Below are 23513 nucleotides of genomic sequence, written 5' to 3'. Positions count from 1 at the left end.
TTCAATCGGCTTGGTAAAACCCATGATCACGGAGCATCAACACCCTCGCATATAAGAATCCGGTCTGAGATGGGCTGATGCGAACCACACTGCTAAATGGCAGTCCATGTACTCAGACAAACAGCCAGCTGGTTTGAAGCTAACTTCCATGTCAGGGGAACAGACTATCTTTGAAGCAACCATTTTTGGTTCAACAGGAGAAAACAGAACTATTACCTGATTGACACTAGGGAACAATTATACCATGGCTTTACTAAGCCTATTGAACAATTTTTATTCAGTTATCAAGGTACATTTAATGTATCTAAAAGATATTATACGAGGAGAACAGGTTATGAAAAAGCAGATGAAGAAAAAATTGGCGGTATTACTAAGCCTTGTTTTAATCATTTCTCTGGCTTTGGCCGGATGCAAGAAGAAAGAGGAAATTCCGGAGCCGCACAAGCTTGCAGAAGCATATTATCTTTTGTATACCAGAGGTAATACAGAGGAACTTGTAAAATATGGTATTACGGAAGCAGACGCAAAAAAGGCATTAAAGAGCTATAAGACAAGTATGAAGTCTTCTTTCATGACATCTGCAAATTATGCCGGAGGCATGTTTAAATCTGAGGACGCGGATAAAGTTATTGATTCAATACTCCATGCGTTAGCAAAGCTTAAATATGAAGTGAAAACAGATGAAAAGGACGAAGAGGAAGGAACAGCAACAGTCATTCTGAAAACACAGAGTATTAACCTTGCAAAAATACAGTCTGAGCTTATGAAAGATATGCAGAATGCTATAAAATCAGGAAAAATCAAAAAGAAAGAACAGTTAGGCTCCTACATTCTTTCCAAAATGGCGGAACTGATTAAAGAAATAAAGCCTACAGAAGAAATGAAAGAAGTCATTTTAACCATGAAATTAAAAACAGTGAAGCAAAATAAGAAAGAAGTCAAAAGATGGATGCCTGAAAACAGTTACACATTTGGGACACAGATAGTTAAGATTCTGATTACCCAGTAAGTTCTACAGTAAACTGCTGCTGTGTCAGAAATTATTAGTAATCCTAAGACTTTCTTCAGGTCATTTTATACTTTGTTTAGAATTGTTTATTTTCTATCCATTGTTTCCGGGGAGGATTCTGATATACTTAGACTATAGTTTTTCATATATATTAATCCTCTCTTTTCATTAAATAGGTAACCCCGCATTTGACATTGCGGGGTTATTTTTATTGAATTGGCGCTGATACCTTTTTCGCAAAAATGCTCTTTAACTGTGTAACATTTCAAGGAGAAATGCTTTTACTTAGATTATCCATTTCTGTTAAAATTTCTTATTCACCTATTAAATTTGAAATACGACTTTCTTTTTCCACAATAAACCTTTTCTGATAGAATATATCGGCATACTCAAGCACTTTTTTCATTTGTGCTGTATCAATCAATGCACCCGTAACTGCGGAAGCAATCGGCACTGCTTTTCCTATCGCTTTTAATGTCAGTTTTCGGCCAATTTGCTCAAAGGCTTCTTTGAAAATGTTGTTTTCCAATCCCTTTGCCCCTACATTTTGAAGTGCCTTTTGTGCGGATTTATGTGCTAGCGCTCTCATTTGTGCCAACAATAATGGTATTCCACCACGAGCTGCCATATCCGTCCATGTTTTTTTTCGCTGTTTGCTTCACAACGGCAGCTTGACTCATCAACATAATCTTACCAATAATATTCGTTGCTTCATTGTTGGCATCGCTTGTACTTGGACTTAATGCGTTTGTAAATACTTCACTTGCTATTACTAATTAAGTACTATCGTTTTTTACATCATATCCATAGAACATTGCTATTGATTGTACTGCTCTGAAATACAGAAAAGTGCTTAAAACAATGTTAAAAGGCTAATTTTTGTATTTCAAAACCAGAGTTTTGGTTTACCTTAGTGATGATCTGCTTCTCATTAATAGAAAATTTAGCCGCCTGTTCCTCAATAGTCTTAAATCCACTTCCGATTACATTCATCATTTGAGAATATAATTTTTTCTCCGATATATTAAGGCTAATATCAATTCCCCATTTCTTAATTTTCTCGGGTACAAGTTGTCCTGCCTTTGTACCTAACTTTGCAAGTTTGCTGGGTTCAATAAGTTTAGTGTGTTGTATTTTATAACACAGCTTGTAAATTTCGCGAGTGTATCAATAGGTATTACTTGTATCGACAATCATCATTCAGAAATAGCCATTAATGCCAATCTGTTTGATATTAAGTATAGCTCGCAGAATACAATAAATCCATATCAATTAATCTTAAATCCGCTATGTAACAGATAAGAAAGCGAAAGCAAATTTCAAAGTTCATGACTTTTTAATAGCACAGAAACTAATACTATTTTTTATTCCATAGGTCTGCTTGAGTCCTAGCTTTTGATAGTCGTCGCAGCTTCCGAAAGAATAAAAAAGCCCTATGGGTGTTATGATGGGGGCTGGTCTACTTTGTTCTTTTCTGTTTCTTTAGAGTATGATATCATGGTACACACATGTTGGGATGATGGAGGAGAGCCAGGATGTTTAACATACAGGAAGAATTAAAAAAACTTCCGGCAAAGCCCGGGGTTTATATCATGCATAATGACAAAGATGAGATCATATATGTAGGTAAGGCGATCAAACTCTGCAACCGTGTGAGACAGTATTTCCAGGGCAGCAGAAATTTGACCACAAAGATCCAGCATATGGTATCTCATATTGCATATTTTGAGTATATTATTACAGATTCAGAACTGGAAGCACTGGTGCTGGAGTGCAACCTGATCAAGGAGCACCGGCCCAAATACAACACCATGCTGAAGGATGACAAGAATTATCCGTACATCAAAGTTACCACCAATGAAGAATATCCCCGGATCATGCTGGCCAGAAAGATGAAGCAGGACAAGTGTAAATACTTCGGGCCATATACAAGTGCGGGGGCAGTAAAGGATATCATTGAGCTGCTGAGGAAGCTTTTTAAGATTAGGACATGCAGCAGGAAACTTCCAAAGGATATCGGAAAAGACCGTCCTTGCCTGTACTATCAGATCAAGCAGTGTGAAGGGCCGTGTCAGGGATATATTTCTAGGGAAGATTACCAAAAATCTATTGAGAAAGTACTGAGCTTTTTAAACGGAAATTATAAAGATGTATCCGAAATGCTCACCGAAAAGATGAACCAGGCGGCTGCCGAGCTGGAATTTGAATCGGCCGCAGAGTACAGGAATCTGCTGAAAAGCATTGCAAAGATCGCAGACCGTCAGAAGATCAACAGCCATGGATTTGAAAACAGGGATATCATTGCCTTTGCAAAAGAAAAAACAGATGCAGTAGTTTCTGTCTTTTTCATTCGGGACGGAAAGCTTTTGGGAAGAGAGTATTTTCATATGACCCAGGACGAGGAAACTTCGGATCAGGAGCTCATGAGTGCATTTGTAAAGCAGTTTTATGCGGGGACACCATATCTTCCAGGGGAGATTTTCCTGGAATGTGGTATGGATGACATAGAAATCGTAGAAGAATGGCTGTCCAAGAAACGGGGAGGACGTGTCCATATCAGGATCCCGGTACGAGGTGAAAAACACCGTCTGGTGGAACTGGCGAAAGAAAATGCACGGAATGTCCTGAACAGGGATAAGGAAAAGCTGAAACGGGAAGAACAGCGCACAATCGGGGCGGTTAAGGAAATTGAGCAGCTTCTGGGGATTAAGGGACTACACAGGATGGAGGCTTTTGATATTTCCAATATCAGCGGATTTCAGACGGTGGCATCCATGGTCGTGTTTGAGGATGGTAAAGCCAGAAAGCGGGATTATAGAAAGTTCCGCCTGAAGTCTGTGGACGGCCCGGATGATTACAAGAGTATGGAAGAAGTCCTTACAAGAAGACTGTTACACGGACAGCGGGAGATCGAGGAGTTGAAAGAGAAAAATCAGGACCTGGAATTTGGCAGTTTTACGAAGTTTCCGGACCTGCTGCTGATGGACGGAGGAAAAGGACAAGTCAATGTTGCGGAGAGGGTTTTAAAGGATCTGAATCTGGAAATCCCTGTGTGCGGTATGGTGAAAGATGACAATCATAGAACTCGTGGATTGTATTATAATAATGATGAAATCTACTTTCCAAAACGAAGTGAAGCTTTTCTGCTTGTGACCAGGATTCAGGATGAAGCCCACCGGTTTGCCATTGAGTATCACCGGTCACTGAGAGCAAAAGGACAAGTCAGTTCTGTGCTTGATGATATCAAAGGCGTCGGTCCAAAGCGCAGAAAAGAGCTGATGAAACATTTCAAACAGATACAAAACATCAAAGATGCTACGGAAGATGAGATCATGCAGGTGCCGGGTATGACTCGGAAAGCGGCAAAAGAAATCTATTCGTTTTTCCATTTGTCTCAGGAAGAAAATGTGATAAACTAAGAATAACAATCGGACAAGGAGGATTCATTATGAGCGAAGAATACAAGGTATCGGTGGCAGAACTGGCAAAAAAGCTGGAGTTGATCCCAGTGATCCCGGACATCAACACCAATGACATTTATATTACACAGGCAGAAGTAAACCGTCCGGCATTGCAGCTGGCAGGCTTTTTTGACCATTTCTCATCATCCAGGGTGCAGATCATCGGAAATGTGGAATATATATACATCAACAATATCTTGGAGAAGGAAGATAACTGCGACCAGATCCTGGACCGCCTTTTTAGTGCCCAGATCCCGTGCCTGGTATTCTGCCGGGGAAAAGAACCGTGTGAAAAGATCATTAATTTCGGAAGAAAATATGGAGTCCCTGTTTTTATCAGCAAGGATTCCACCTCAGAATTTACTGCGGAAGTGATCCGCTGGCTCAGTGTGGAACTGGCTCCGAGGATTTCCATTCATGGAGTTTTGGTGGACGTTTTCGGTGAAGGTATTCTGATCACAGGAGAGAGTGGTATCGGAAAGAGCGAAGCTGCCCTTGAGCTGTTAAAGAGAGGACATCGTCTCGTATCAGATGATGTGGTGGAGATCAAGCGTGTGAGCAAAGATACCCTGATCGGCTCATCCCCTGCTGTGACCCGGTTCTTTATTGAACTGCGGGGTATCGGCATCATTGATGTGAAGAATCTGTTCGGTGTGGAGAGTGTCAAGATGACCCAGAGCATTGATCTTGTCATTCAGCTGGAAGACTGGAACAAAGAAACAGATTATGACAGGCTTGGACTGGATGAAAATTATATAGAATACCTGGGGAATAAGGTAGTGGCACATGCGCTGCCGATCCGTCCGGGAAGAAATCTGGCCATCATCGTTGAGGCTGCGGCCATTAATCACCGCCAGAAGAAGATGGGATATAATGCCGCGGAAGAATTATACAAAAGAGTGACCGGGAAATTGGAGGAATAAGCAGTATGAATTACATTTATGGAGTCGATGTAGGAGGCACCACCGTAAAACTGGGACTGTTTCAGGAGGACGGAAGCCTTATAGAAAAGTGGGAAATTCCCACCAGAAAAGAGGACGGCGGAGCACATATCATAGAGGATATCGGAGCGGCGCTGAATGAAAATATCGCATCCCGTGGGATAGAAGCCGGACAGCTGATCGGGGCAGGTGTGGGTGTCCCCGGGGCAGTACTTTCTTTTGAAAAGGTCAATGAATGTGTCAACCTGGGCTGGGGCCAGGTCAATGTGGCAGAAGCATTAGGAAAGCAGCTGGGCTGTCCTGTCAAAGTTACCAACGATGCAAATGTGGCGGCACTGGGAGAACTCTGGGCAGGAGCCGCAAAAGATTATCGAAGTGCGGTCATGGTTACTCTGGGAACAGGCGTGGGCGGAGGCATGATCGTCGATGGACAGGTTATCAACGGCAGCCACGGATACGGCGGCGAAATTGGTCACATGACCGTAAACCCGGCGGAGACACGCAGATGCAACTGTGGGAAGACCGGCTGTCTGGAACTGTATGCTTCAGCGACAGGAATTGTTTATGAGACAAAAAAAGCATTGAAGGCATCTGACATAGAAACGCCGCTGCGCCGGCTGAACGGCTTTTCGGCAAAAGATATTTTTGATCTGGCAAAAGAAGGAGACGCCTTCGCCATGGAACAGGTTGACCGGCTGGGAGAGAAGCTGGCAATGGCATTCGGAAATATAACACTGACAGTAGACCCTGACGTATTTGTCATCGGGGGAGGCGTGTCAAAGGCGGGAGATATCCTTCTTGACGCCATTAAAAAGCATTATGGGACATATACCTTCGGCGCTGTAAAAGAAGGGAAATTTATTCTTGCGAGTCTTGGAAACGACGCGGGAATTTACGGCGCTGCAAGGCTGATTAAAGGAGAATAGCATGAGTACGATTCTTGAAGAATTGAGACAGAAGATCGCACCTGAACGGGTACTTACAAAAGAACCAATGAAAAAACATACGACCTTCCGCATCGGCGGAGAGGCGGAACTGTACGTCGTTCCTGAAACTTACGGGGAAGTGCAGTGGACAGTGAAAACCGCAAAGAAATACGGAATTCCCATGTTTATTTTAGGAAATGGAAGCAATCTATTGGTAGGGGACCGTGGAATCGACGGCATTGTCCTTCAGATTTATAAAAATATGAATGAGATCACAGTAAACCGGACCGAGATCACGGCTCAGGCAGGGGCATTGCTAAGTTCCATTGCCAGTGAAGCGCTGAACCAGAATCTCACGGGATTTGAGTTCGCGGGAGGCATACCCGGAACATTCGGAGGGGCGATCACTATGAATGCGGGAGCCTACGGAGGAGAAATGATCCAGGTGTTAAAAGAAGCCACGGTACTCACGAAAGAAGGAGATATCCTTACCCTTACTGCCGATGAACTGGAACTTGGATACCGAACCAGCAATGTCATTAAATGCGGATACACGGTGCTTGGCGGTACGATTTCTTTGAAGGAGGGAGACCCTTCTGAAATAAAAAAACAGATGGATGAGTATACATTGGCCCGAAAGACGAAACAGCCTCTGGAACTGCCGAGTGCAGGCAGCACCTTCAAGCGCCCGGAAGGTTATTTTGCAGGGAAATTGATTGATGATGCAGGACTCAGAGGATATCAGGTCGGAGGTGCACGTGTGTCAGATAAACACTGCGGATTTGTGGTAAATCAGGAGAATGCAACGGCGAAAGATGTTCTTCAGCTGATCGAAGACGTTCAGAAAACAGTGAAGGAGAAGTTCGGAGTGGACCTGGAACCGGAAGTGAAACGGGTCGGAAAGTTTTAGAGGAATTACGTATGAGATTTGTAATTGTAACCGGGATGTCGGGGGCGGGAAAGAGCAGTGCTCTCAAAATGCTGGAAGATATTGGATATTTTTGTGTGGATAATCTTCCAACCAGACTGCTGTGCAAATTTGCTGAGCTTACCCTTGACAAGACTGCAAATATATCCAATGTCGCTCTCGGCATTGATATCCGGAGCGGAGCATCCATTGATGAATTTTTGGATGAGTTAAAAAAAGTCCATGATATGGGTGTCAAATTTGAGATTCTGTTTCTCAATGCCAGCAACCGTATTTTGATCAAACGCTACAAGGAGACCAGAAGAAATCATCCCCTGGCACGCAGCGGCCGGATTGAAGACGGCATTGAAAAAGAGCGGGAAGCAGTGAATGAATTAAAAAAATATGCGGATTATGTCATAGATACCAGCCAGCTTCTCACAAGGGAGCTGAAGGCTGAAATTGACAGGATATTTGTCCGGGAAGAGGAATATGCTAATTTCAATGTGGCAGCAGTGTCTTTTGGGTTCAAATTCGGCATACCGGCAGATGTAGACCTGGTGTTTGACGTAAGATTCCTTCCCAATCCTTATTATGACCTTTCCCTGCGTCCTCTGACCGGCAATGACGGTCCTATCCAGGAGTTTGTCATGAAGCATGAGGAGTCCAGAGTATTTTTAGAGAAATTAGAAGATATGCTCAAATTTCTGATTCCCAACTACATCAAAGAAGGAAAATATAATCTTGTCATAGGGATCGGCTGCACCGGAGGGAAACACCGTTCTGTCACCATCACGAATGCACTGGCAGAAAAATTAAAACAGCTGCCATATCCGGTGAAAGTTGAGCATAGAGATATAACGAGGTAGGAAATGTCATTTTCAAGTGAAGTGAAAGAAGAACTTGCAAGACTTACGAGCGGAGCAAGACACTGTAAAATCGCAGAGCTTGCCGGTATTCTTAACTTTTGCGGGGAAGTCCGCGAAGAGCAGGGAAGCTATCTGGTAAAGGTCCATACGGAGAATGTATCTGTGGCGAAACGGTTTTTTACGCTGCTGAAAGATACATTCGGTATTCATGGAGAACTTCAGGTAAAACGCAACGAATATCTGAAAAGAAGTCGAAATTATTCGGTTTTTGTTGACAAACATGAGGATTGTGTTTTATTATTGAAAGCAGTGAAATATTTCGAGCCGAAAAACTTTGGATTAGTCCTGCAGAACACGTGCTGTAAAAGAGCCTATATCCGGGGAGCATTTCTGGCAGCCGGTTCCATGAGTGATCCGGAGAAGAATTATCACTTTGAAATTGTAACTCTTCATGAACAATTTGCGGAACAATTGCAAGATGTGCTTGATTTTTTTGAATTAGATGCTAAAATAGTTATTCGTAAGAAGTACTATGTAGTGTATATCAAAGAAGGTGCCAAGATCGTTGATGTACTGAACATCATGGAAGCACATATAGCTTTGATGAACCTCGAAAATGTCCGTATCTTGAAAGATATGAGGAACACGGTGAACCGCCGTGTAAACTGTGAGACTGCCAACATCAACAAGACAGTGTCAGCAGCCGTGAAGCAAGCCGAGGATATTCGATTTTTACAAGAGCATAGAGGGCTTAGTGAACTGAACCAGGGACTACAAGACATCGCCTATCTGCGATTGGAACATCCGGAGGCTACTCTGAAAGAGCTAGGAGAGATGCTGAATCCCCCCGTCGGCAAATCAGGGGTCAATCATCGTCTTAAGAAGCTGAGTAAGATCGCTGAAGATATGAGAATGGGAGGATCATTATGATTTCTAAGAGTATCGATATTCATGTGACCGAGAACAAGGAAGAACGTCCGGTTGCTTTTCTTGTCCAGATGGCCAGCCAGTTTGAGAGCAAGATTTTAATCGAGGCAGGCAACAAAAGGATCAATGGAAAAAGTATCATGGGTATGATGAGTCTTGGGTTGGATGATTTAGACAATATCACTGTTGTTGCTGACGGAGCAGATGAAGAAACTGCCATCACAACAATTGAAGAATATTTGACAAAAGGAGCATAAAAGGCTCCTGACATGCTGAAATAGCTCAGTTGGTAGAGCACTTCACTCGTAATGAAGGGGTCGCCGGTTCAAATCCGGTTTTCAGCTTTGGCGCAAACACTGTAGATATCAGTGTTTGCGCTATTTATTTATTTCATAGGAAAGTTCTACGACCTTCCCTATGAAATAAAAACGCTCCGCGGGTTGTGCACAGATGCGTAAGGAAATTATTTGCCTGCGGCAAATTGCATCAGGCACGCAAAGTTGTCAAGCCCCTCAAAGAGTGAGGGGTTGGGGCGTTGAAGTGGGCTTGCCCACTTTGTTCTGTCTTTTTAGAAGCATCGAAAACGGTCTTTGCAATGTTTTTTCAATGTATCGTAAATTGGAAGCTTCTTTCTCTATGGATTTTATTATCAATACATATGATCTGTATAGGATTGTTACAAAAGGTAACGATCAGTTGTTTTTTACAACGCATAATACTGATATACTGGATTTGCCTTTACCAAAGCTTTCGTTTGTATTTTTGAGAAAAGATTCAAATGATGAGTCTCAACCAATTAAATGTATTAGTGCTGCTCAATATTTAAAGCGAAACACAGATTCTTTAAGGAATGCAGTGGATAATGATTTGTTTTCGTCAGCGCCAAGTGTAGACTATGTTTATAAAATAGCTGATTTAAAATAAGAGTTTTTATGCAAAAGAGGATAGTAAATGAGTGAAAAGAGAAAAAATAAATATTATCATTATTTGGTCGAAGGAGAAGATTGTAAAGTACTGTAAAGGAAGTTTTGTGTATTACACAAGTGAAAAATTTAGAGGATGAATTAATACGAAGCTGTGATATAAGGCAAATTAAGGAGTTGACTGGAAGCAAATCAAATAAAGACTTTAAGCGTGATGTAATAAAAGATAATAGTTTTCATAAGAAATTACTAAAACATAATTCTAATTTTCAAAAATTTTGGATATCTTCAGATGCGACCTATAAATGTATAAATAATGATGCAGAGAGAATTAAGCTCAGGAACTAAATAAAAATCAGCACTTCCTCCTTTGGAAAATGTTCGTAAACAAAGTGTATGACACGGCAACAGTGGTAAAAGGGAAGACCTTATACAGGAAAGATGCCCGGACTGTCCAACTGCGATGGAATCATAAAACCCGGATGGTCAGAACAGTTTATACCGGAACACAAAGACCCCAAAAAACATACTGCTTTTTTACCAATCAAAATCGTCGGTTATAAGAATGGGAAGCCAGTAATGGCATCTTACTATTGTATGAAATTAAACGGGGCACATTAAAAAGAATAATTGAGATAATAAAAAACTCATATCACATGGCTGTTGGACATATGATATGAGTTTTTTATTGTAAGACTTTTGCCAAGTCAAATATGTTCTGTTATATATTGTTAAGCAGCTGCTGTTCAATCTGCAGAAGCATTCTGTCATTTCTGGATGTGTATAGCGGGGTGTGCTGCCTTCTGATATGCTCCATCCTGCAGTGGAGGCATAAATCTTCCGATGAATTATAAATTGTCTTTCCGCATATCATGCAGGGCTTTATACTGTAAATAAATTCTTCCATATCATCATGATAAAAATGACGGTACATGGCCTCGTCAACATCACTTACTTCTCTTGCTGCGGATTCTTTCCAAAGTCTGTAATTCTGAAATGCGTAGGACCCGGCCTCTCTGCTGATCTGGAAAACCGAGGAGACATCATCCTCATTCCGGCACTGTGCAAAATGAATGACCATTCTGGGGGCCAGAATATTGCTTGCAAAAAAATTGGCCTGCTGTTCGTTACAGGCACATTCTCTGGAATGTCCCAGCATAATATGTCCCAGTTCGTGCATGATGGAGAACCGAATCCTGAAAGGGGATTTGCTCTCATCATAGGCTATGATCCGATTGGCTCCGTAACGGAAAGCGTCTTCCGAATAATTTCTGCAGTATTGATAGAGCCGTTCATTGATATCCCGCATATTCTGATAGGTGAAAATACGGTATCCATAGTGCCTTAAAATGCTGTAACAATCAATCGGAAATGACTGGACTTCACAGTCTCTGTAAACATCGAGTATCTTAACAAGTATATCGTGATAATTCAAATCCACCAGTCCTTTATAATTCAGATAACATCTTTATAAGTTCTAATTTTTCCTCAATAGACATTTCTTTTCCGTTTCTTGCGATCAGTGTTTTCAAATCTTCATATGATGGTTCTTTTTTGCTGTCAGAGGTCAGGAATTCATCGTCGCAGAAATACTCAGTGGTGACACCGAGTTCCTTCGAAATCTTTAATAAAACTTCTATGTCTGCCTTTCTGCTGTCTCTCTTGATCATCGAATAAATAGTCGTAGGTGCCACATTGATTTTCTTGGCCAGTTCATTGGCATTCATGTGATGTTCCTGCAGTAACAGCTCCAACTTTGCTCCAATTCCCATAAAATATACCGCCTTTCTAATAGAAAGAATAGCATAACAAAAACCAGAAGTAAACAAAAAAATATGCAAATGCGTATAATTATCTTGACATATAACTCATATGCGTATATTATATCAATATAAGATACGCAAACGAGTAATATCAGGAGGTGAGCTGTTGCCATATTTAAATTTAAAAACTGAATTAAAAAAAACAAATATTACAAATGAAGAAGTTGCACATGTATTGAGGCTGCGGACAGAAGACGTGCTGGACAAACTGGAAGGCTCAGGGAGCTTCACCATCGGAGAAGCAATGCTTCTGAAAAAAAGGTATTTCCCCCGGATGCCGCTGGAATATCTGTTTGTACATACAGCGTCTAAGCCGTAACAATTTTACTTTTTATATTAATGAGTATAGAACATTTGTTTGGAAAAGGCAATGGGCATAATAGACAAAATTTAGAGAGGAGTACTATGTTTGACTTTCAGACTGAAAAGGGAAAAACTGACGCAGTTATCAGCATTTTGCTGCATCACTATACAAAGGAGCAGTTATCAGAATTTTATGGAATTTCCATAAGAATAATCAATGAGTGGATCGGGGCATACCGGAGCAGAGCGGCGACTGAGATCAGAGACAGGCAGATCCGCTTTAACGGAAGAGCCGTAAATAAGATGAGGCCTCTTGTGACCGTTTACAGGCCGACGTCCGGAGCAATGTATATGGGATGGAAACACATCAGATAAAGAAAAGAGGGATTGATTTGACAGAAAAGGAATTGGGTCAGATGCACTATCTGAACAGGGAAATTGAGAAACTGAATGAAGAACTCAGCTGGATGGAATGTAAGAGTATGATAAAGTCACCGCTGCTGACGGGGATGCCGTTTGGGACCGGTGTCAGTGACAAGACAGCAGACTATGCGGTACGAATGGAGGAGATCCGGGAGCTGATCGACCTGTCCATTAAAAAACTTCTGCACACAAGGGCAGAGATCGAACGGTTCCTGCAGGAGATTGAAGACCCGGAACTCAGGCTTATTATACGGCTTCGTTCCATCAATAATCTTGGATGGCAGGAGATTGGGGAAGAACTTGGAATGGACAGGAGGACTGCGTCAAGGAAGTATCAGAGATTTTGTGAGGAGAAGTTTATTCACAATGTACAAGAATAATGGAGGAACGTATGGACATATGGAAGAACACAGTTATAACGGATAGAGGAATAGAACTTCAGACAAAGTTATTGGATGGACAGGGACTGAAGATTACAAAGGTGAAGGCAGGAGCCGGGCAAGCACCGCTTTATGATCTGAGGAGCCAGACAGAGGTTCTGGATGTCAGGCAGGAAATAAATCTTCGTCCCGCTGTCATAAAAAATGATCAGATTACAATTCCTGTTCTTTTAGAGAATACGAAGCTGCAGGAGAGTTATGATCTGTGGCAGATAGGGTTTTATGCAGAAGATCAAGATGGAAATGAAGTTTTATATTGTTTATCTCAGGCAGAAAGAGGAAGGTTTATACCTGCCGTAAACGAAAGCCCTGGTTTTTCGATTACATGGGAGTTTTGTTTTAAGAATTCGGATACTGCTCCGTTTGATATTGATATCGATCCAAGCGGATTCGTATCCCTTGAAGAATATAATGTACATTCTGCAGCCATAGATAATTTAGAGGCGGATATACAGCAGATCCTTTCTTATTTGTATCCGGTTGGAATGGTAATTGCTTTTGCAGAAGAATTTAATCCGAATGAATCTTTGCCAGGAACTTGGAAGAGATTTGCAGAAGGAAAAACCTTAATGGGAGTGAATGAAAATGACAGCGATTTTATTCATGTAGAAAAGCCAGGAGGTTCAAAAACACATTTACATTCGACTGGAGATTGTAAAATAAATACCAGACAGCTTCCTACTCATGATCACGGTCAAAGAAATATGTCAGGTACTTTTCGGGCGTATTGTTATAAAGATTGGAAATACTCCGGAATTATTTCAGGGGCATCAAAGGCTTTGACAAATGATATGACCACAGGCAATAAGGATGTGGGAGGGATAACTTTTACAGTAAATGCTTCCCATAAACATGACTCCGTCGGAGAAAATCAACCTCATAATCATGGAAACACAGGAAGCGGATTAAATTTACCGCCATATGTAACGGTATATTACTGGAAAAGGGAAAGCTAGATTTGCCCACAATGTCCCCTATAAGGATGATATAGTTATCATAGAGAATAAAGGATAAGAGACGTCAAGTAAGGTAAAAGGGTCTCATTATCCTTTATTCTTTTTTTAGCTACAGCTATTTGAAAGGAGATGGAGATATATGGACACATAGAGCAAGATAAGATAACAGATGTTAGGAAAGGAGCAAGCAGTGCTGGAACAAATTTTAGCAATATGCGGTGGCATCAGCATCATTGGAGGAGCGGGTGCGGTTATTTATAAAATTGTATATCCTGCTATGCATTTCAGCCACCGCGTAGACCAGTTAGAAGAACATTCGGAGAAAGATTATCAACGATTAAAGGGATTGGAAGAAATGCAGAAACAGCAATCCAAATGTTTAGCTGCAATGCTAAACCATCAGATTACAGGAAATGGGATAGAAAACATGAAAAAAATAAGGGATGAACTTCTGGAAAGTATCATCGAAAAATAGGGAGGAGATTACAAATGGATTTAAATTTTATCAGTGAGTATTATATGCCGATGGTACTGACAGCGTCTTTCATTATTGGTTATGTAATTAAAAAATCTTTAGATTTTATTCCTAATAAATATATACCATTGATTCTGGCTGTCTGCGGTGCATTTATGGGATGTATCTTAAATAAGCAGATAAATCTGGAGTCTATTATATCTGGAGCTTTTTCCGGGCTTGCCAGTACGGGACTGCATCAGACATTTACAAGGCTAGTGGAGGGGGAGAAATATGGCGAGCTATAACATAAGTGCGGGGCACAATCCATCTAACAAAGTTGCCTGTGGTGCAGTGGGATATCTGGATGAATCGAAAGAGGCCAGACAAATTGTAAAAGAGATCATACGGCTTTTACGATCTGATGGACATAAAGTTTATGAATGTACCTGCAACAATGGAAAAAGTCAGGGTGACGTTTTAAAAAAAATTGTTTCTAAATGCAATAAAAGAGAGGTTACGTTAGATATCTCGATTCACTTAAATTCAGGGAGAAACGATCTTGTTGGTGATGGAAAAGTAGCCGGAACAGAAATCTGGTGTACTGCCTCGTCAGGAATAAAAAAGCGTGCCGCAGAAAAAATATTAGATAATATGAACAAGATTGGATTTAAAAATAGAGGGATTAAGACAACCAGCGGTCTATATTATCTAAATCATACAAAAAATAAAGCAATTTTAGTAGAAGTCTGTTTTGTGGATGATAAAGATGACTATGAACTGTATAAAAAAGTTGGTTATAAAGCGGTGGCAAGAGCAATAGCAGAGGGAATTATTGGAGAAGAATTAAAGGGAAAGAAAGAAGAAAAATATACTACAGTAAAAAGCAGTTCATCTAAAAAGGCAATACGCTGGCTTCAGGCTAACTTAAATAAGTGTTATAAGGGAAGTCTTATGAAACTTTCAGAGGACGGAATTTGGGGTCCTAAAACTCAGGAAATGCTTGAAAAATATTGGGAGCAGCTAAATTGGAGAAAAGGAACTTATGCGGGAAGAAAAACGTGTAAAGCCCTGTATAAAAATAGGAGATAAATAGTTTGCCCACAATGTCCGCAGCATTAGTGCTATGATAATAATACACTAAGAAGGGAACGTAAGTTTGGTAGGTGTAAATATAAAAAAGGAGGTGAATCTATGAATGAACTTGTTTACCAGAGGTTAACTGAAAACGCATGGATGATAGAGAATCTTGCAAAATACAATGGAAAACCCGCAGTTTTCTTAAGAAATGCACCCAAAGATTCAGACGAATTATGGGAGGGGGATATCTACCCAAGAATTGTTTATGATTTGCTTATTCAGTCAGATCCGAAAGGTGACATTACAGGAAGGCTGGCCATAAGGATGTTCTGTAAGCCGGATCAAACAGCCGTCTGGGAAAATTTCGAGAGAAAATTAATTTCTTTATTTCATCACTGTTTTTTCTCTTTTGACAATATGACAATAGGAATGAAATGGTTGCGGTCCAAAACAATTAAGCCGGAAATTGGAGAGGATTCTAAAGGATATTTGGTTTGTTTTCAGCCGGGAGCTTTTTTTAAACAGGACGCGGGCAATTCAGATATTGTTGCTGTTTTTCAGAAGTGGCTGAAAGAGTTGAATGATCAGATTAGAATACCTGGAATGGAGAATACAGGTCCCACATGGAAAGCTACAGACGAGAATCCAGCTGTTTATTGCCGTCTGGGGAATATTCTTCCCGGAACGTATAATGATACATGGGAGGTATCTTGGCTGACGGCAACCGTGAAGATTCATGTAATAGCTCGAAGGAGAAAAAGCATAGAACTGATCAGATCTATATGTGAGCAGTTGAACCTTAAAGACAAGTTGAAAATGAGTGATGGGGGTATGTTTTTTATAGATTCGGTAACGTTTAAAGATAATGCGGATAGCTTTAAAGATGGACAAATTTTAGTCAAAGGACAGTACGGTGTTCAAAAGAAGGAAGAAGAGATATCCAAAATAAAAGATGTAAATTTTAAGGAGGATCAAAATGCAAAAAACGATTTATAGCTTAGAAGAATATGCGTCAAATCCGGAAAGTCTGGATGCATCAGCAGACATGGTTCGTGCAGCTTTCACTTTTGCAGGAAAAACAGAGGCGGAGATTAAAGAAGCTAAAAAATTAGTAAGAGATTTTAAAAATAAGGAGGTACAATAACATGATGACAGGAACTTATGATCCAGGAGAAACAAAAATCAGACCAGGGGTTTATCGAAGATACACAACCCCGGAAAAGAAAACCGTGGCGGAAGCAATCAATGGAGTATTCGCGATTCCTATCCAGGCAGACTTTGGTCCGGTGGGAACCGTACAGGTACATACGAAGGCAGAAACTGTGGAAGATATGTATGGTTCAGGCGGAACAGTAAAAGGTGTTCTTAATTTATTTGATAATGGGGCATCTAAGGTCTATGTATATAGACTTGGTTCAGAGGGAACAAAAGGAATTTTGGAATTAATGGATGATCAGGGAGAAAAAGCGGTAACACTTGAAACAAAATATCCGACAAAACTCGTGTTCTCATTAACTCTGAAGCAGCCTCTTTCCAGTTCTTCTAAAAAGGAAGTGACGATATACCAGGGAAGTTCCTTAAAAGAGAAGTTTACCTACGAGACTGGAAGTGAAGAAAATGAAGTAGATGCATTTATCAGAGAGATTAACCAGAAATCTTTTGTATTTACAGCAGTTAAGGCAGATGGAGAGAAGAACAGCCTGGCTCAAGTATCACAGAAAGAAAGTACTGCGGGTACAAATCCAACGGTTGTTACAGGAAATTATGAAGAAGCATTTGAAGCATTTGAGGCATATACATGGAATGCATTAGTTGCGGATACAACTGACACAGCAGTACATGCACTGCTGAAAGCCTATATGCAGAGAATGAAGAGTAACGGGTGCGCAGGGATTTGTGTAGTAGGAGAGAGTGCGGAAGTTGACTTTGCTGAGAGAATGTCTCATGCGAAAGAATTTAATTCAGAAGCTTTTGTTTATGTTGGTTCCGGATTTGTAAATAAAAATGGAGAAAAAATTGACGGATATGAAGCAATTACTGTGATTGCAGGAATCATCGGAAGCTGTCCGGCGAATCAGTCCATTGTACATTCAGTTATAGCAGATGCCGTGGAACCCCTGGAGATTCTCTCAAAAGAAAAATATATTCAGGCAATTGAAAACGGAATGCTGATGCTCTCTCAGGGACCGGAAGGAGAAGTCTGGTTTGACAGCGGAATCAATACTTTGAATGTGTTAGAAGAAAATCAGGATGCAGGGTGGAAAAAAATCAGAAGGACAAAGACAAGATTTGAATTGTTCGATCGTCTTCACAGGACTATTTCACCGGTTATTGGGAAAATCAATTGTGACAGTGACGGAATTGCAAATGTGATCAAACTGGCAAAGGATGTGCTGGATGCGATGACAAGAGAGGGAAAACTTATGGACGGAGCAGATATCTATGAGGACCCTCAGGAGCCGCACGGACCGGAAGATGTACATTTTATTGTTGCTGCCACTGATCTGGACAGCCTGGAAAAAGTATATTTAAATTACCAGTTTAATTTTTCAGCAGAAGCGTAAGGAGGAAAAGAAATGTCAAATACAAATTATAGAAACATTATGACAGGGAAAGACGGAAGATTGTTTGTCAACTTTGAAGGAGTGTCAACACTGCTTGCGGAAGTAAAAGAGTTTGAGATCAAAGCGAGCTTTGGGAATGTAGAGTATAAACCACTCGGAACTGCTCAGCAGTATGCTATCCCGGATAAAGTAAAGTTTACACTCTCATTTTCAGAGGCTGTTGTGCGGGATGATCTGGTTATGGAACCTTTGCTTAAGAGTGTCAAAAAGGGTGTGATTCCATCCTATGATTTTCAGAGTGTCGCACTGCGTTCAGCAGATGGGAAAGAACAGCGTCTTTTATTAAATGGATGTGTACCGGATGGAGATTTTGACCTGATGACTCTGAAATCAGGAGAAATCATTACAAGACACCAGAGTTTTGTAATTAACCAGACACCGGAATTCTTGAAATCATTGCCGGAAGGGGCAAGCTTGAACTAAGAAAAAGAGAGGAGAAAAGATATGTCAGATAAAATGAATGGAATGCAGGTAACCGCAGAGAACGAAGTTGATTTAATCCAGGGACTGCTTCATGCAGCAGATTATAAAAACGATGAGGAAATGCAGAAGACTGTTGAGATTAAACGGAATGGCAAAGTTTATTTTTACTTTAAAATCCGTCCACTAGGAGAAGAAGAACTTTTAGACGCAAGGAAAAAAGCAGCCGTTATGATGCCAAACCCAGCAAATCCAAAACTTCCTCCTGTAGAAAAGGAGATCCGGCTCGATGAATTTTCTGCATGGAAAATCTATTTTGCAACGGTAGATCCTGAGAAAGTATGGGATGCACCGGAAGTGATCCAGGGGCTTAAGGCTAAGGGATTCCCAGTACTCAGAGGCATCGATGTCATTAATACTGTGCTGAGAGCAGGAGAAAAGGACAAGATTGATGCAGATATTGATAAACTCAGCGGATTTTATGATACAGAAATGACCGAAGAGGAATACGCAAAAAACTGATCAAAGCCAGTCCATTAGCTGAAAAACTTCATTATATCTGGCAGAATCAGGGGAAAATGCCTTCAGAGATCCTTCAGCTCCCGAAGGGGGAGAAGGCATTTATCCTGGCCTCCACCCAGATTGTACTGGAAGAGCTTATGGAGTGGCAAAAAGAAGAAAAATAGGATATAATTATTCCAAAGAACAAGTTGTTCGGAGGACATGATATGCAGAAGTTTGGAAATGATGGGACCGAGTTTTGGTGGAATGATGAGGTTCAAAATCTTGGATTAAAAATTGGTGTTTTTTTTTGTATCATTTTTTTTATTATCCCATTAAAAATGGAAAAACCAGGCTCGCTTTTATTCATATTATCAGGTTGTATTTTAGTTTTTTTGGTTGTTGCTTTAATACACATTAGTATGTTAGAAAGAAAAAAAGTTCCTGCCCTTTATATGAATGAGGAAGGAATCGTCGTATGGGGAGATTTTTGTTCATGGAATCATGTTAAGTCTGTTGAGATAAAATCTTTGTATCGAGGAGCAGCGGGTCCGCGTGATTGGATTTATATTTATTTTCAGCTTCCAGAAGACGAAAAAGAACGGTGTTTTGCCATAACTCCTGAAAAAGAAGAAATCATGGAAATAAAAATATATATAGAAGCATTTTGGGAATATTACAAAACAAATTAAATATTAAATAAAAAATGAAGCAATCCTGCTTCTTTTTTATTTGAAAGGGGGGATATATATGAGTGATAAATCTTATGAAGATTATTTGGAGGAACAGGTCAAAAAAACGGCTAAAAAATTATCGAAAAATCAGCGGGAATATTATCAAGTGTATCAAAGGCTGGAAAAAAAGAAAGAAATGATTTTGAACATGCAGACAACTGAATCGGCGGTGAAGCCTTCTTCTGATGATATCATAGGGGTTGGAACTAATGTAACTGCCACTATCCTGGATAATAAATATCAAGCCATTATTCAGAGGGAATTGCCTGAAATAACTCCTGCCAGAACTTTCATGCCGGCTACCATACTTGTTTCTGGATATAACGTTGCAAAAGAAGCAAATAAAAAGGATGGAGACCCTTTTAAACAGACAACAATCGAAGCAGCATCTGTGGGAACAACATCAGCAGTAACTGGGATAATAGAGGCTGCTGCGGGAGCTAAATATGGAGCATGGGCCGGACCAGTGGGAATTCTGGCTGGTGCAATTGGAGGATATGTAGTATCAAAATATGGAGATACCTGGTATGAAGGTGCCAGAAAATATGGAGAGGAAGTTCATAAAAAGAAATTCCATCCTTTTATTGATCAGATTAAGGATAAAGAAGGCGACATACATTATACAACTGCAAATAAGGAGAAAGCCATAAAATATTTTGGTACAAATAAAAAGGCTGTCAAATATGGTGCTGCAATGTCAGTAAAAGACAGACAAAATGAATTGAGGGAATTTCAGAAAAAGAGAGCTGCAAATAACAGCGTTTCCAAAAGGTCAGCACCCAAAAAGAAAGATAGTTTCTTCAGCAGATTAAAGAAGCAGCTATGGAGTCTCTTTAAACATAATGCCAATGGAAGTTTTGTGGACAACCCAATGCTCAGCTGGGTTGGAGAAGAAGGTCCTGAAGTGATCATACCTTTAAGTGGGCATAAACGAGACCGGGGTCTTGACTTGTGGCAGCAGGCGGGACAAGCACTTGGAGTTACTGGTTATGCTAATGGCGGAATGATAGGAGGAACACCAGGGAAACAGTCCCCGCCGAGTATGGGACAGACGAAGGAAGGAATTCGTGTGTCTGTAGGAAATATTAATATTTCGTTAAAGAGCAGCGGCGGCAGAGGAAAGAGTACCAATATGCTTTCTGCACTAAAGGAGCAAAAAGAGGAAGTTTCTGATGAACTGTGTAATATTCTTGCGGATGCGCTGGAAAGTGCTTATCAGAATATTCCGGCAGTGTCCTAAAGACAATTAAAATAAAGGGGAAAATAGGGTATAATTATTTTAATAAGTGATGATTGGGAGGAAATCTTATGCAGAAATTTGGAGATAACGGAAATGAGTTTTGGTGGAATGATGATGAAGGAGATTTCATTTATATAGGAATTTGTATACTTGCGTTTGCAGGGCTGATATGCTTAATGATTCATGTGCACCTTGATCTGTTTGGTTTGTTTTTGACTTTTTGTTGTTCATTGTTTTTTGGAATATGTGCAGTAAAACTAATTTATCTCCGAATAAAGAAGATTCCTATGCTCTATATGAATGAAAAGGGGATTGAATTAAGAGGACACTTTATATCATGGGATTGGATAACAGAAGTTACGAAAAAGAGAGTGCCAAAACACTATGAGATTAAAGAAAAATATCAAATTGCAATATATTACTATGCGCCAGGAAAGAAACGCAAAAAAAGTTCTGGAATTCTGCCGCCTCAGGAAGAAATTCAGGAATTAAAAGAATATATAGAAGCATATTGGAACTATTATAAAAACCAGTAAAAAAGAGCTGATTGCTCTTTTTTTTATGGAGGAAGGAGATATTGATGACAAAAGAAGAATATGAAGATTATTTGACATATTTAGAAACGTTAAATAAACAAATTGAAAAAACGGCGCAAAAAATTTCAAGTCCAGGATTAAGCTATAATCGATCATATAATTACCTAAAGCAGCAAGAACAGAAAATACTTGGTTTTTCCAATCAAGATGTTAACTATAAATTAAAAGGAGTACCAGATTATATATATGGCGGAGGAGGTGAAGTTACAAAAGCTCTGGCAGATGAATATATCAATAAAGAAATAGCAAATGAAATTACAGGACTTGCAGGAGAAGAAATAAAGAGTATGGGATTGTATTCCAAAATAAATAGTGTAAATGGTAAAATAATAAATGCTAATAATTTAGGGAAAGCAGGGAAGCTTGCAAAAAAAGGGTATGGGAACTTTCTTAATATCGGATATTTAACAGCTGCACATAATGTGGTTAGTGAGGCACAGAAAGGAGGAGATGTAGGTAAACAGCTGATTATTGAAACAGGTTCAACGGCGGCTTCAAGCGGAACGGCAACTGTTGTATCTGGTGTACTTGCTAAGTACAGCGTACTTGCAGGGCCAGCAGGGCTTGTTGCAGGGGCAATAGCAGGATACCTGGTCTCAGAATATGGGGATGATGCATATGCCGCTGCGGAAAAACATGGAAACAAAGTTTGGGAACAGACGTATACTCCACTGGTAAAGAAATATAGCAATAAGAAAGGGGAATTGCAGTATAAACCTTCATATAGCCGTGAAATTTTAAAAAGTTATAATAAAAGTAAGGCTCCCACATATGGTTTTGCAGTATCTGATAAGTATAAGCAGCAGCAAATGGACAGCTATAATGCAATGATGAGACAGAGTAAAAAAAACAAAGTGCTACAAAGACAAAATGCAGCAAAAAAATCGACACCTAAAAAGAAAGAAAACTTTTTCAGCAGGTTAAAGAGGCAGCTATGGGGGCTCTTTAAACACAATGCTAATGGAAGTTTTGTGGACAACCCAATGCTCAGCTGGGTTGGAGAAGAAGGTCCTGAAGTGATCATACCTTTAAGTGGGCATAAACGAGACCGGGGTCTTGACTTGTGGCAGCAGGCGGGACAAGCACTTGGAGTTACTGGTTATGCTAATGGCGGAATGATAGGAGGAACACCAGGGAAACAGTCCCCGCCGAGTATGGGACAGACGAAGGAAGGAATTCGTGTGTCTGTAGGAAATATTAATATTTCGTTAAAGAGCAGCGGCGGCAGAGGAAAGAGTACCAATATGCTTTCTGCACTAAAGGAGCAAAAAGAGGAAGTTTCTGATGAACTGTGTAATATTCTTGCGGATGCGCTGGAAAGTGCTTATCAGAATATTCCGGCAGTGTCCTAAAGACTATTAAGATAAAGGGAAAAATAAGGTATAATTATATTAATAGGTGATGATTGGGAGGAAACGTTATGCAGAAATTTGGGGAAAATGGGAATGAATTTTGGTGGAATGATGATGATCAAGATGCCAAATCTATTGCAGCTGGATTTTTACTTATTGTTGGATGTATTCTATATTTGAAAATAGGGACTTCATCCTATATTATGACTATTGTTATCTTGCTTTTACTTTTGTTGTTTGCGGGTACTTTAGGATGCACTATGTATCGTCGAAAAAAAAAGATACCTGAACTTTATATGAATGAACAAGGAGTGAATATAAGGGGAAGTTTTATCTCATGGAACTGGATTATAGAAATGGAAATAAAAACTGTTTCATATGGACCAACGGTTAAAGATTCAGAAATGATATTTATTTATTATCATAAACCTGAAGAAACAGGGGAGCATACCATAAGTATAATGCCGGATGAAGATGAGATAGAAGAAATAAGAAGATATATAGAGGCATTTTGGCAGTACTATAAGACCGAGTGAATATAATGCATTATAAGATGTACTTTGAGATTCTGGCTTTTAATAAATATAAGAGCAGCACGGGAGAA

29 protein-coding genes and 1 tRNA gene are annotated in these 23513 nt (G+C 40.1%); 27 read left to right on the top strand and 3 right to left on the bottom strand.

The features are described 5' to 3' along the window. The first annotated feature begins 334 nt into the window (after positions 1 to 334). Positions 335 to 1009 (top strand): DUF5105 domain-containing protein, encoded by a 675-nt coding sequence (locus CI597_RS02415; protein WP_024726492.1) that lies wholly within the window; start codon positions 335 to 337, stop codon positions 1007 to 1009. Positions 1010 to 1322: 313 nt separating this feature from the next. Here the strand turns inward: CI597_RS02415 and CI597_RS02410 are convergent, their stop codons facing one another. Continuing rightward, positions 1323 to 1637, bottom strand: a complete 315-nt coding sequence (locus CI597_RS02410) for an EcsC family protein (protein WP_024726493.1) — start codon at positions 1635 to 1637, stop codon at positions 1323 to 1325. Between the two features lie 907 nt (positions 1638 to 2544). Between CI597_RS02410 and uvrC the strand changes: the two genes are divergently transcribed. The 9 genes from uvrC to CI597_RS18080 all read left to right on the top strand — a co-directional run bounded on the left by uvrC (position 2545) and on the right by CI597_RS18080 (position 9964). Further along, positions 2545 to 4428, top strand: coding sequence for an excinuclease ABC subunit UvrC (uvrC, locus tag CI597_RS02405; protein ID WP_024726494.1), 1884 nt, complete (start codon positions 2545 to 2547; stop codon positions 4426 to 4428). Between the two features lie 29 nt (positions 4429 to 4457). Then, positions 4458 to 5393: an HPr(Ser) kinase/phosphatase gene (hprK, locus tag CI597_RS02400; RefSeq protein WP_024726495.1), complete on the top strand. Its 936-nt coding sequence runs from the start codon at positions 4458 to 4460 to the stop codon at positions 5391 to 5393. Positions 5394 to 5398: 5 nt separating this feature from the next. Continuing rightward, the gene (locus CI597_RS02395; RefSeq protein ID WP_024726496.1) at positions 5399 to 6337 is read left to right on the top strand and encodes an ROK family glucokinase; all 939 of its coding nucleotides are present in this window, start codon (positions 5399 to 5401) and stop codon (positions 6335 to 6337) included. A gap of 1 nt (position 6338) precedes the next feature. Next, on the top strand, positions 6339 to 7247 hold the full coding sequence (gene murB, locus CI597_RS02390; RefSeq protein ID WP_024726497.1) for a UDP-N-acetylmuramate dehydrogenase: 909 nt from the start codon (positions 6339 to 6341) through the stop codon (positions 7245 to 7247). An 11-nt stretch (positions 7248 to 7258) separates the two neighbouring features. Continuing rightward, positions 7259 to 8113, top strand: coding sequence for an RNase adapter RapZ (gene rapZ, locus CI597_RS02385; RefSeq protein WP_024726498.1), 855 nt, complete (start codon positions 7259 to 7261; stop codon positions 8111 to 8113). Between the two features lie 3 nt (positions 8114 to 8116). Further along, positions 8117 to 9043, top strand: coding sequence for a DNA-binding protein WhiA (whiA, locus tag CI597_RS02380; RefSeq protein ID WP_024726499.1), 927 nt, complete (start codon positions 8117 to 8119; stop codon positions 9041 to 9043). Continuing rightward, a complete protein-coding gene (locus CI597_RS02375; protein WP_024726500.1) occupies positions 9040 to 9297 on the top strand; it encodes an HPr family phosphocarrier protein in 258 nt (85 codons plus the stop codon). Before whiA ends, CI597_RS02375 begins: the two co-directional genes overlap by 4 nt. Positions 9298 to 9311: 14 nt before the next feature. Beyond that, positions 9312 to 9384, top strand: a tRNA-Thr gene (locus tag CI597_RS02370). Between the two features lie 106 nt (positions 9385 to 9490). After that, on the top strand, positions 9491 to 9964 hold the full coding sequence (locus CI597_RS18080) for a hypothetical protein (RefSeq protein WP_186992390.1): 474 nt from the start codon (positions 9491 to 9493) through the stop codon (positions 9962 to 9964). A gap of 720 nt (positions 9965 to 10684) precedes the next feature. Here CI597_RS18080 and CI597_RS02350 read toward each other — a convergent pair. Beyond that, complete coding sequence (locus CI597_RS02350) at positions 10685 to 11404, bottom strand: ImmA/IrrE family metallo-endopeptidase (protein WP_034548822.1); 720 nt, start codon at positions 11402 to 11404, stop codon at positions 10685 to 10687. Between the two features lie 7 nt (positions 11405 to 11411). Further along, positions 11412 to 11735: a helix-turn-helix transcriptional regulator gene (locus CI597_RS02345; protein WP_024726504.1), complete on the bottom strand. Its 324-nt coding sequence runs from the start codon at positions 11733 to 11735 to the stop codon at positions 11412 to 11414. A 157-nt stretch (positions 11736 to 11892) separates the two neighbouring features. Between CI597_RS02345 and CI597_RS02340 the strand changes: the two genes are divergently transcribed. The 17 genes from CI597_RS02340 (at position 11893) to CI597_RS02265 (ending at position 23445) form a co-directional block, all read left to right on the top strand. After that, positions 11893 to 12105, top strand: coding sequence for a hypothetical protein (locus CI597_RS02340; RefSeq protein ID WP_024726505.1), 213 nt, complete (start codon positions 11893 to 11895; stop codon positions 12103 to 12105). 86 nt (positions 12106 to 12191) lie between these two features. Further along, positions 12192 to 12464, top strand: coding sequence for a hypothetical protein (locus CI597_RS02335; RefSeq protein WP_235824522.1), 273 nt, complete (start codon positions 12192 to 12194; stop codon positions 12462 to 12464). A gap of 17 nt (positions 12465 to 12481) precedes the next feature. Further along, positions 12482 to 12892, top strand: coding sequence for a DUF1492 domain-containing protein (locus CI597_RS02330; protein ID WP_235824521.1), 411 nt, complete (start codon positions 12482 to 12484; stop codon positions 12890 to 12892). Between the two features lie 11 nt (positions 12893 to 12903). Next, a complete protein-coding gene (locus CI597_RS18075; RefSeq protein ID WP_024726508.1) occupies positions 12904 to 13908 on the top strand; it encodes a phage baseplate protein in 1005 nt (334 codons plus the stop codon). A gap of 190 nt (positions 13909 to 14098) precedes the next feature. Then, the gene (locus tag CI597_RS02320; RefSeq protein ID WP_009291007.1) at positions 14099 to 14383 is read left to right on the top strand and encodes a hypothetical protein; all 285 of its coding nucleotides are present in this window, start codon (positions 14099 to 14101) and stop codon (positions 14381 to 14383) included. Between the two features lie 14 nt (positions 14384 to 14397). After that, complete coding sequence (locus tag CI597_RS02315) at positions 14398 to 14670, top strand: phage holin family protein (RefSeq protein WP_024726509.1); 273 nt, start codon at positions 14398 to 14400, stop codon at positions 14668 to 14670. 46 nt (positions 14671 to 14716) lie between these two features. After that, complete coding sequence (locus CI597_RS02310; RefSeq protein WP_235824520.1) at positions 14717 to 15454, top strand: N-acetylmuramoyl-L-alanine amidase; 738 nt, start codon at positions 14717 to 14719, stop codon at positions 15452 to 15454. A 102-nt stretch (positions 15455 to 15556) separates the two neighbouring features. Then, a complete protein-coding gene (locus tag CI597_RS02305) occupies positions 15557 to 16438 on the top strand; it encodes a hypothetical protein (RefSeq protein WP_024726511.1) in 882 nt (293 codons plus the stop codon). After that, positions 16419 to 16586, top strand: a complete 168-nt coding sequence (locus CI597_RS18070; protein WP_186992391.1) for a hypothetical protein — start codon at positions 16419 to 16421, stop codon at positions 16584 to 16586. Before CI597_RS02305 ends, CI597_RS18070 begins: the two co-directional genes overlap by 20 nt. Position 16587: 1 nt before the next feature. Beyond that, a complete protein-coding gene (locus tag CI597_RS02300; protein WP_051405176.1) occupies positions 16588 to 18006 on the top strand; it encodes a phage tail sheath subtilisin-like domain-containing protein in 1419 nt (472 codons plus the stop codon). A 12-nt stretch (positions 18007 to 18018) separates the two neighbouring features. After that, complete coding sequence (locus CI597_RS02295) at positions 18019 to 18489, top strand: hypothetical protein (protein WP_024726513.1); 471 nt, start codon at positions 18019 to 18021, stop codon at positions 18487 to 18489. 21 nt (positions 18490 to 18510) lie between these two features. Next, positions 18511 to 19008, top strand: a complete 498-nt coding sequence (locus CI597_RS02290) for a phage tail assembly chaperone (RefSeq protein WP_024726514.1) — start codon at positions 18511 to 18513, stop codon at positions 19006 to 19008. Positions 19009 to 19214: 206 nt separating this feature from the next. After that, entirely contained in the window at positions 19215 to 19679 is a 465-nt protein-coding gene (locus tag CI597_RS02285) for a hypothetical protein (protein WP_024726515.1), read from the top strand. A 58-nt stretch (positions 19680 to 19737) separates the two neighbouring features. Continuing rightward, positions 19738 to 20961 (top strand): hypothetical protein, encoded by a 1224-nt coding sequence (locus CI597_RS18325; RefSeq protein WP_235824519.1) that lies wholly within the window; start codon positions 19738 to 19740, stop codon positions 20959 to 20961. Between the two features lie 68 nt (positions 20962 to 21029). Beyond that, positions 21030 to 21497: a hypothetical protein gene (locus CI597_RS02275; protein WP_024726516.1), complete on the top strand. Its 468-nt coding sequence runs from the start codon at positions 21030 to 21032 to the stop codon at positions 21495 to 21497. A gap of 44 nt (positions 21498 to 21541) precedes the next feature. Further along, positions 21542 to 22909, top strand: a complete 1368-nt coding sequence (locus CI597_RS18320; protein ID WP_235824518.1) for a hypothetical protein — start codon at positions 21542 to 21544, stop codon at positions 22907 to 22909. A 68-nt stretch (positions 22910 to 22977) separates the two neighbouring features. After that, positions 22978 to 23445 (top strand): hypothetical protein, encoded by a 468-nt coding sequence (locus tag CI597_RS02265; RefSeq protein WP_024726517.1) that lies wholly within the window; start codon positions 22978 to 22980, stop codon positions 23443 to 23445. Positions 23446 to 23513 lie beyond the last annotated feature (68 nt).

It is taken from the genome of Anaerostipes hominis (ex Lee et al. 2021) (assembly GCF_002270485.1).
Classification (GTDB): Bacteria; Bacillota; Clostridia; order Lachnospirales; family Lachnospiraceae; genus Anaerostipes; species Anaerostipes hominis.
This window is presented reverse-complemented; position numbering and strand designations above follow the sequence as displayed.

What these genes read in the sequence shown, in the direction of transcription:
- CI597_RS02415 (WP_024726492.1), top strand. Translation starts at nt 335, where the DNA reads ATGAAAAAGCAGATGAAGAAAAAATTGGCGGTATTACTAAGCCTTGTT.
- CI597_RS02410 (WP_024726493.1), bottom strand. Translation starts at nt 1,637, where the DNA reads ATGGCAGCTCGTGGTGGAATACCATTATTGTTGGCACAAATGAGAGCG.
- uvrC (WP_024726494.1), top strand. Translation starts at nt 2,545, where the DNA reads ATGTTTAACATACAGGAAGAATTAAAAAAACTTCCGGCAAAGCCCGGG.
- hprK (WP_024726495.1), top strand. Translation starts at nt 4,458, where the DNA reads ATGAGCGAAGAATACAAGGTATCGGTGGCAGAACTGGCAAAAAAGCTG.
- CI597_RS02395 (WP_024726496.1), top strand. Translation starts at nt 5,399, where the DNA reads ATGAATTACATTTATGGAGTCGATGTAGGAGGCACCACCGTAAAACTG.
- murB (WP_024726497.1), top strand. Translation starts at nt 6,339, where the DNA reads ATGAGTACGATTCTTGAAGAATTGAGACAGAAGATCGCACCTGAACGG.
- rapZ (WP_024726498.1), top strand. Translation starts at nt 7,259, where the DNA reads ATGAGATTTGTAATTGTAACCGGGATGTCGGGGGCGGGAAAGAGCAGT.
- whiA (WP_024726499.1), top strand. Translation starts at nt 8,117, where the DNA reads ATGTCATTTTCAAGTGAAGTGAAAGAAGAACTTGCAAGACTTACGAGC.
- CI597_RS02375 (WP_024726500.1), top strand. Translation starts at nt 9,040, where the DNA reads ATGATTTCTAAGAGTATCGATATTCATGTGACCGAGAACAAGGAAGAA.
- CI597_RS18080 (WP_186992390.1), top strand. Translation starts at nt 9,491, where the DNA reads ATGCGTAAGGAAATTATTTGCCTGCGGCAAATTGCATCAGGCACGCAA.
- CI597_RS02345 (WP_024726504.1), bottom strand. Translation starts at nt 11,735, where the DNA reads ATGGGAATTGGAGCAAAGTTGGAGCTGTTACTGCAGGAACATCACATG.
- CI597_RS02335 (WP_235824522.1), top strand. Translation starts at nt 12,192, where the DNA reads ATGTTTGACTTTCAGACTGAAAAGGGAAAAACTGACGCAGTTATCAGC.
- CI597_RS18075 (WP_024726508.1), top strand. Translation starts at nt 12,904, where the DNA reads ATGGACATATGGAAGAACACAGTTATAACGGATAGAGGAATAGAACTT.
- CI597_RS02315 (WP_024726509.1), top strand. Translation starts at nt 14,398, where the DNA reads ATGGATTTAAATTTTATCAGTGAGTATTATATGCCGATGGTACTGACA.
- CI597_RS02305 (WP_024726511.1), top strand. Translation starts at nt 15,557, where the DNA reads ATGAATGAACTTGTTTACCAGAGGTTAACTGAAAACGCATGGATGATA.
- CI597_RS18070 (WP_186992391.1), top strand. Translation starts at nt 16,419, where the DNA reads ATGCAAAAAACGATTTATAGCTTAGAAGAATATGCGTCAAATCCGGAA.
- CI597_RS02300 (WP_051405176.1), top strand. Translation starts at nt 16,588, where the DNA reads ATGATGACAGGAACTTATGATCCAGGAGAAACAAAAATCAGACCAGGG.
- CI597_RS02295 (WP_024726513.1), top strand. Translation starts at nt 18,019, where the DNA reads ATGTCAAATACAAATTATAGAAACATTATGACAGGGAAAGACGGAAGA.
- CI597_RS02290 (WP_024726514.1), top strand. Translation starts at nt 18,511, where the DNA reads ATGTCAGATAAAATGAATGGAATGCAGGTAACCGCAGAGAACGAAGTT.
- CI597_RS02285 (WP_024726515.1), top strand. Translation starts at nt 19,215, where the DNA reads ATGCAGAAGTTTGGAAATGATGGGACCGAGTTTTGGTGGAATGATGAG.
- CI597_RS18325 (WP_235824519.1), top strand. Translation starts at nt 19,738, where the DNA reads ATGAGTGATAAATCTTATGAAGATTATTTGGAGGAACAGGTCAAAAAA.
- CI597_RS02275 (WP_024726516.1), top strand. Translation starts at nt 21,030, where the DNA reads ATGCAGAAATTTGGAGATAACGGAAATGAGTTTTGGTGGAATGATGAT.
- CI597_RS18320 (WP_235824518.1), top strand. Translation starts at nt 21,542, where the DNA reads ATGACAAAAGAAGAATATGAAGATTATTTGACATATTTAGAAACGTTA.
- CI597_RS02265 (WP_024726517.1), top strand. Translation starts at nt 22,978, where the DNA reads ATGCAGAAATTTGGGGAAAATGGGAATGAATTTTGGTGGAATGATGAT.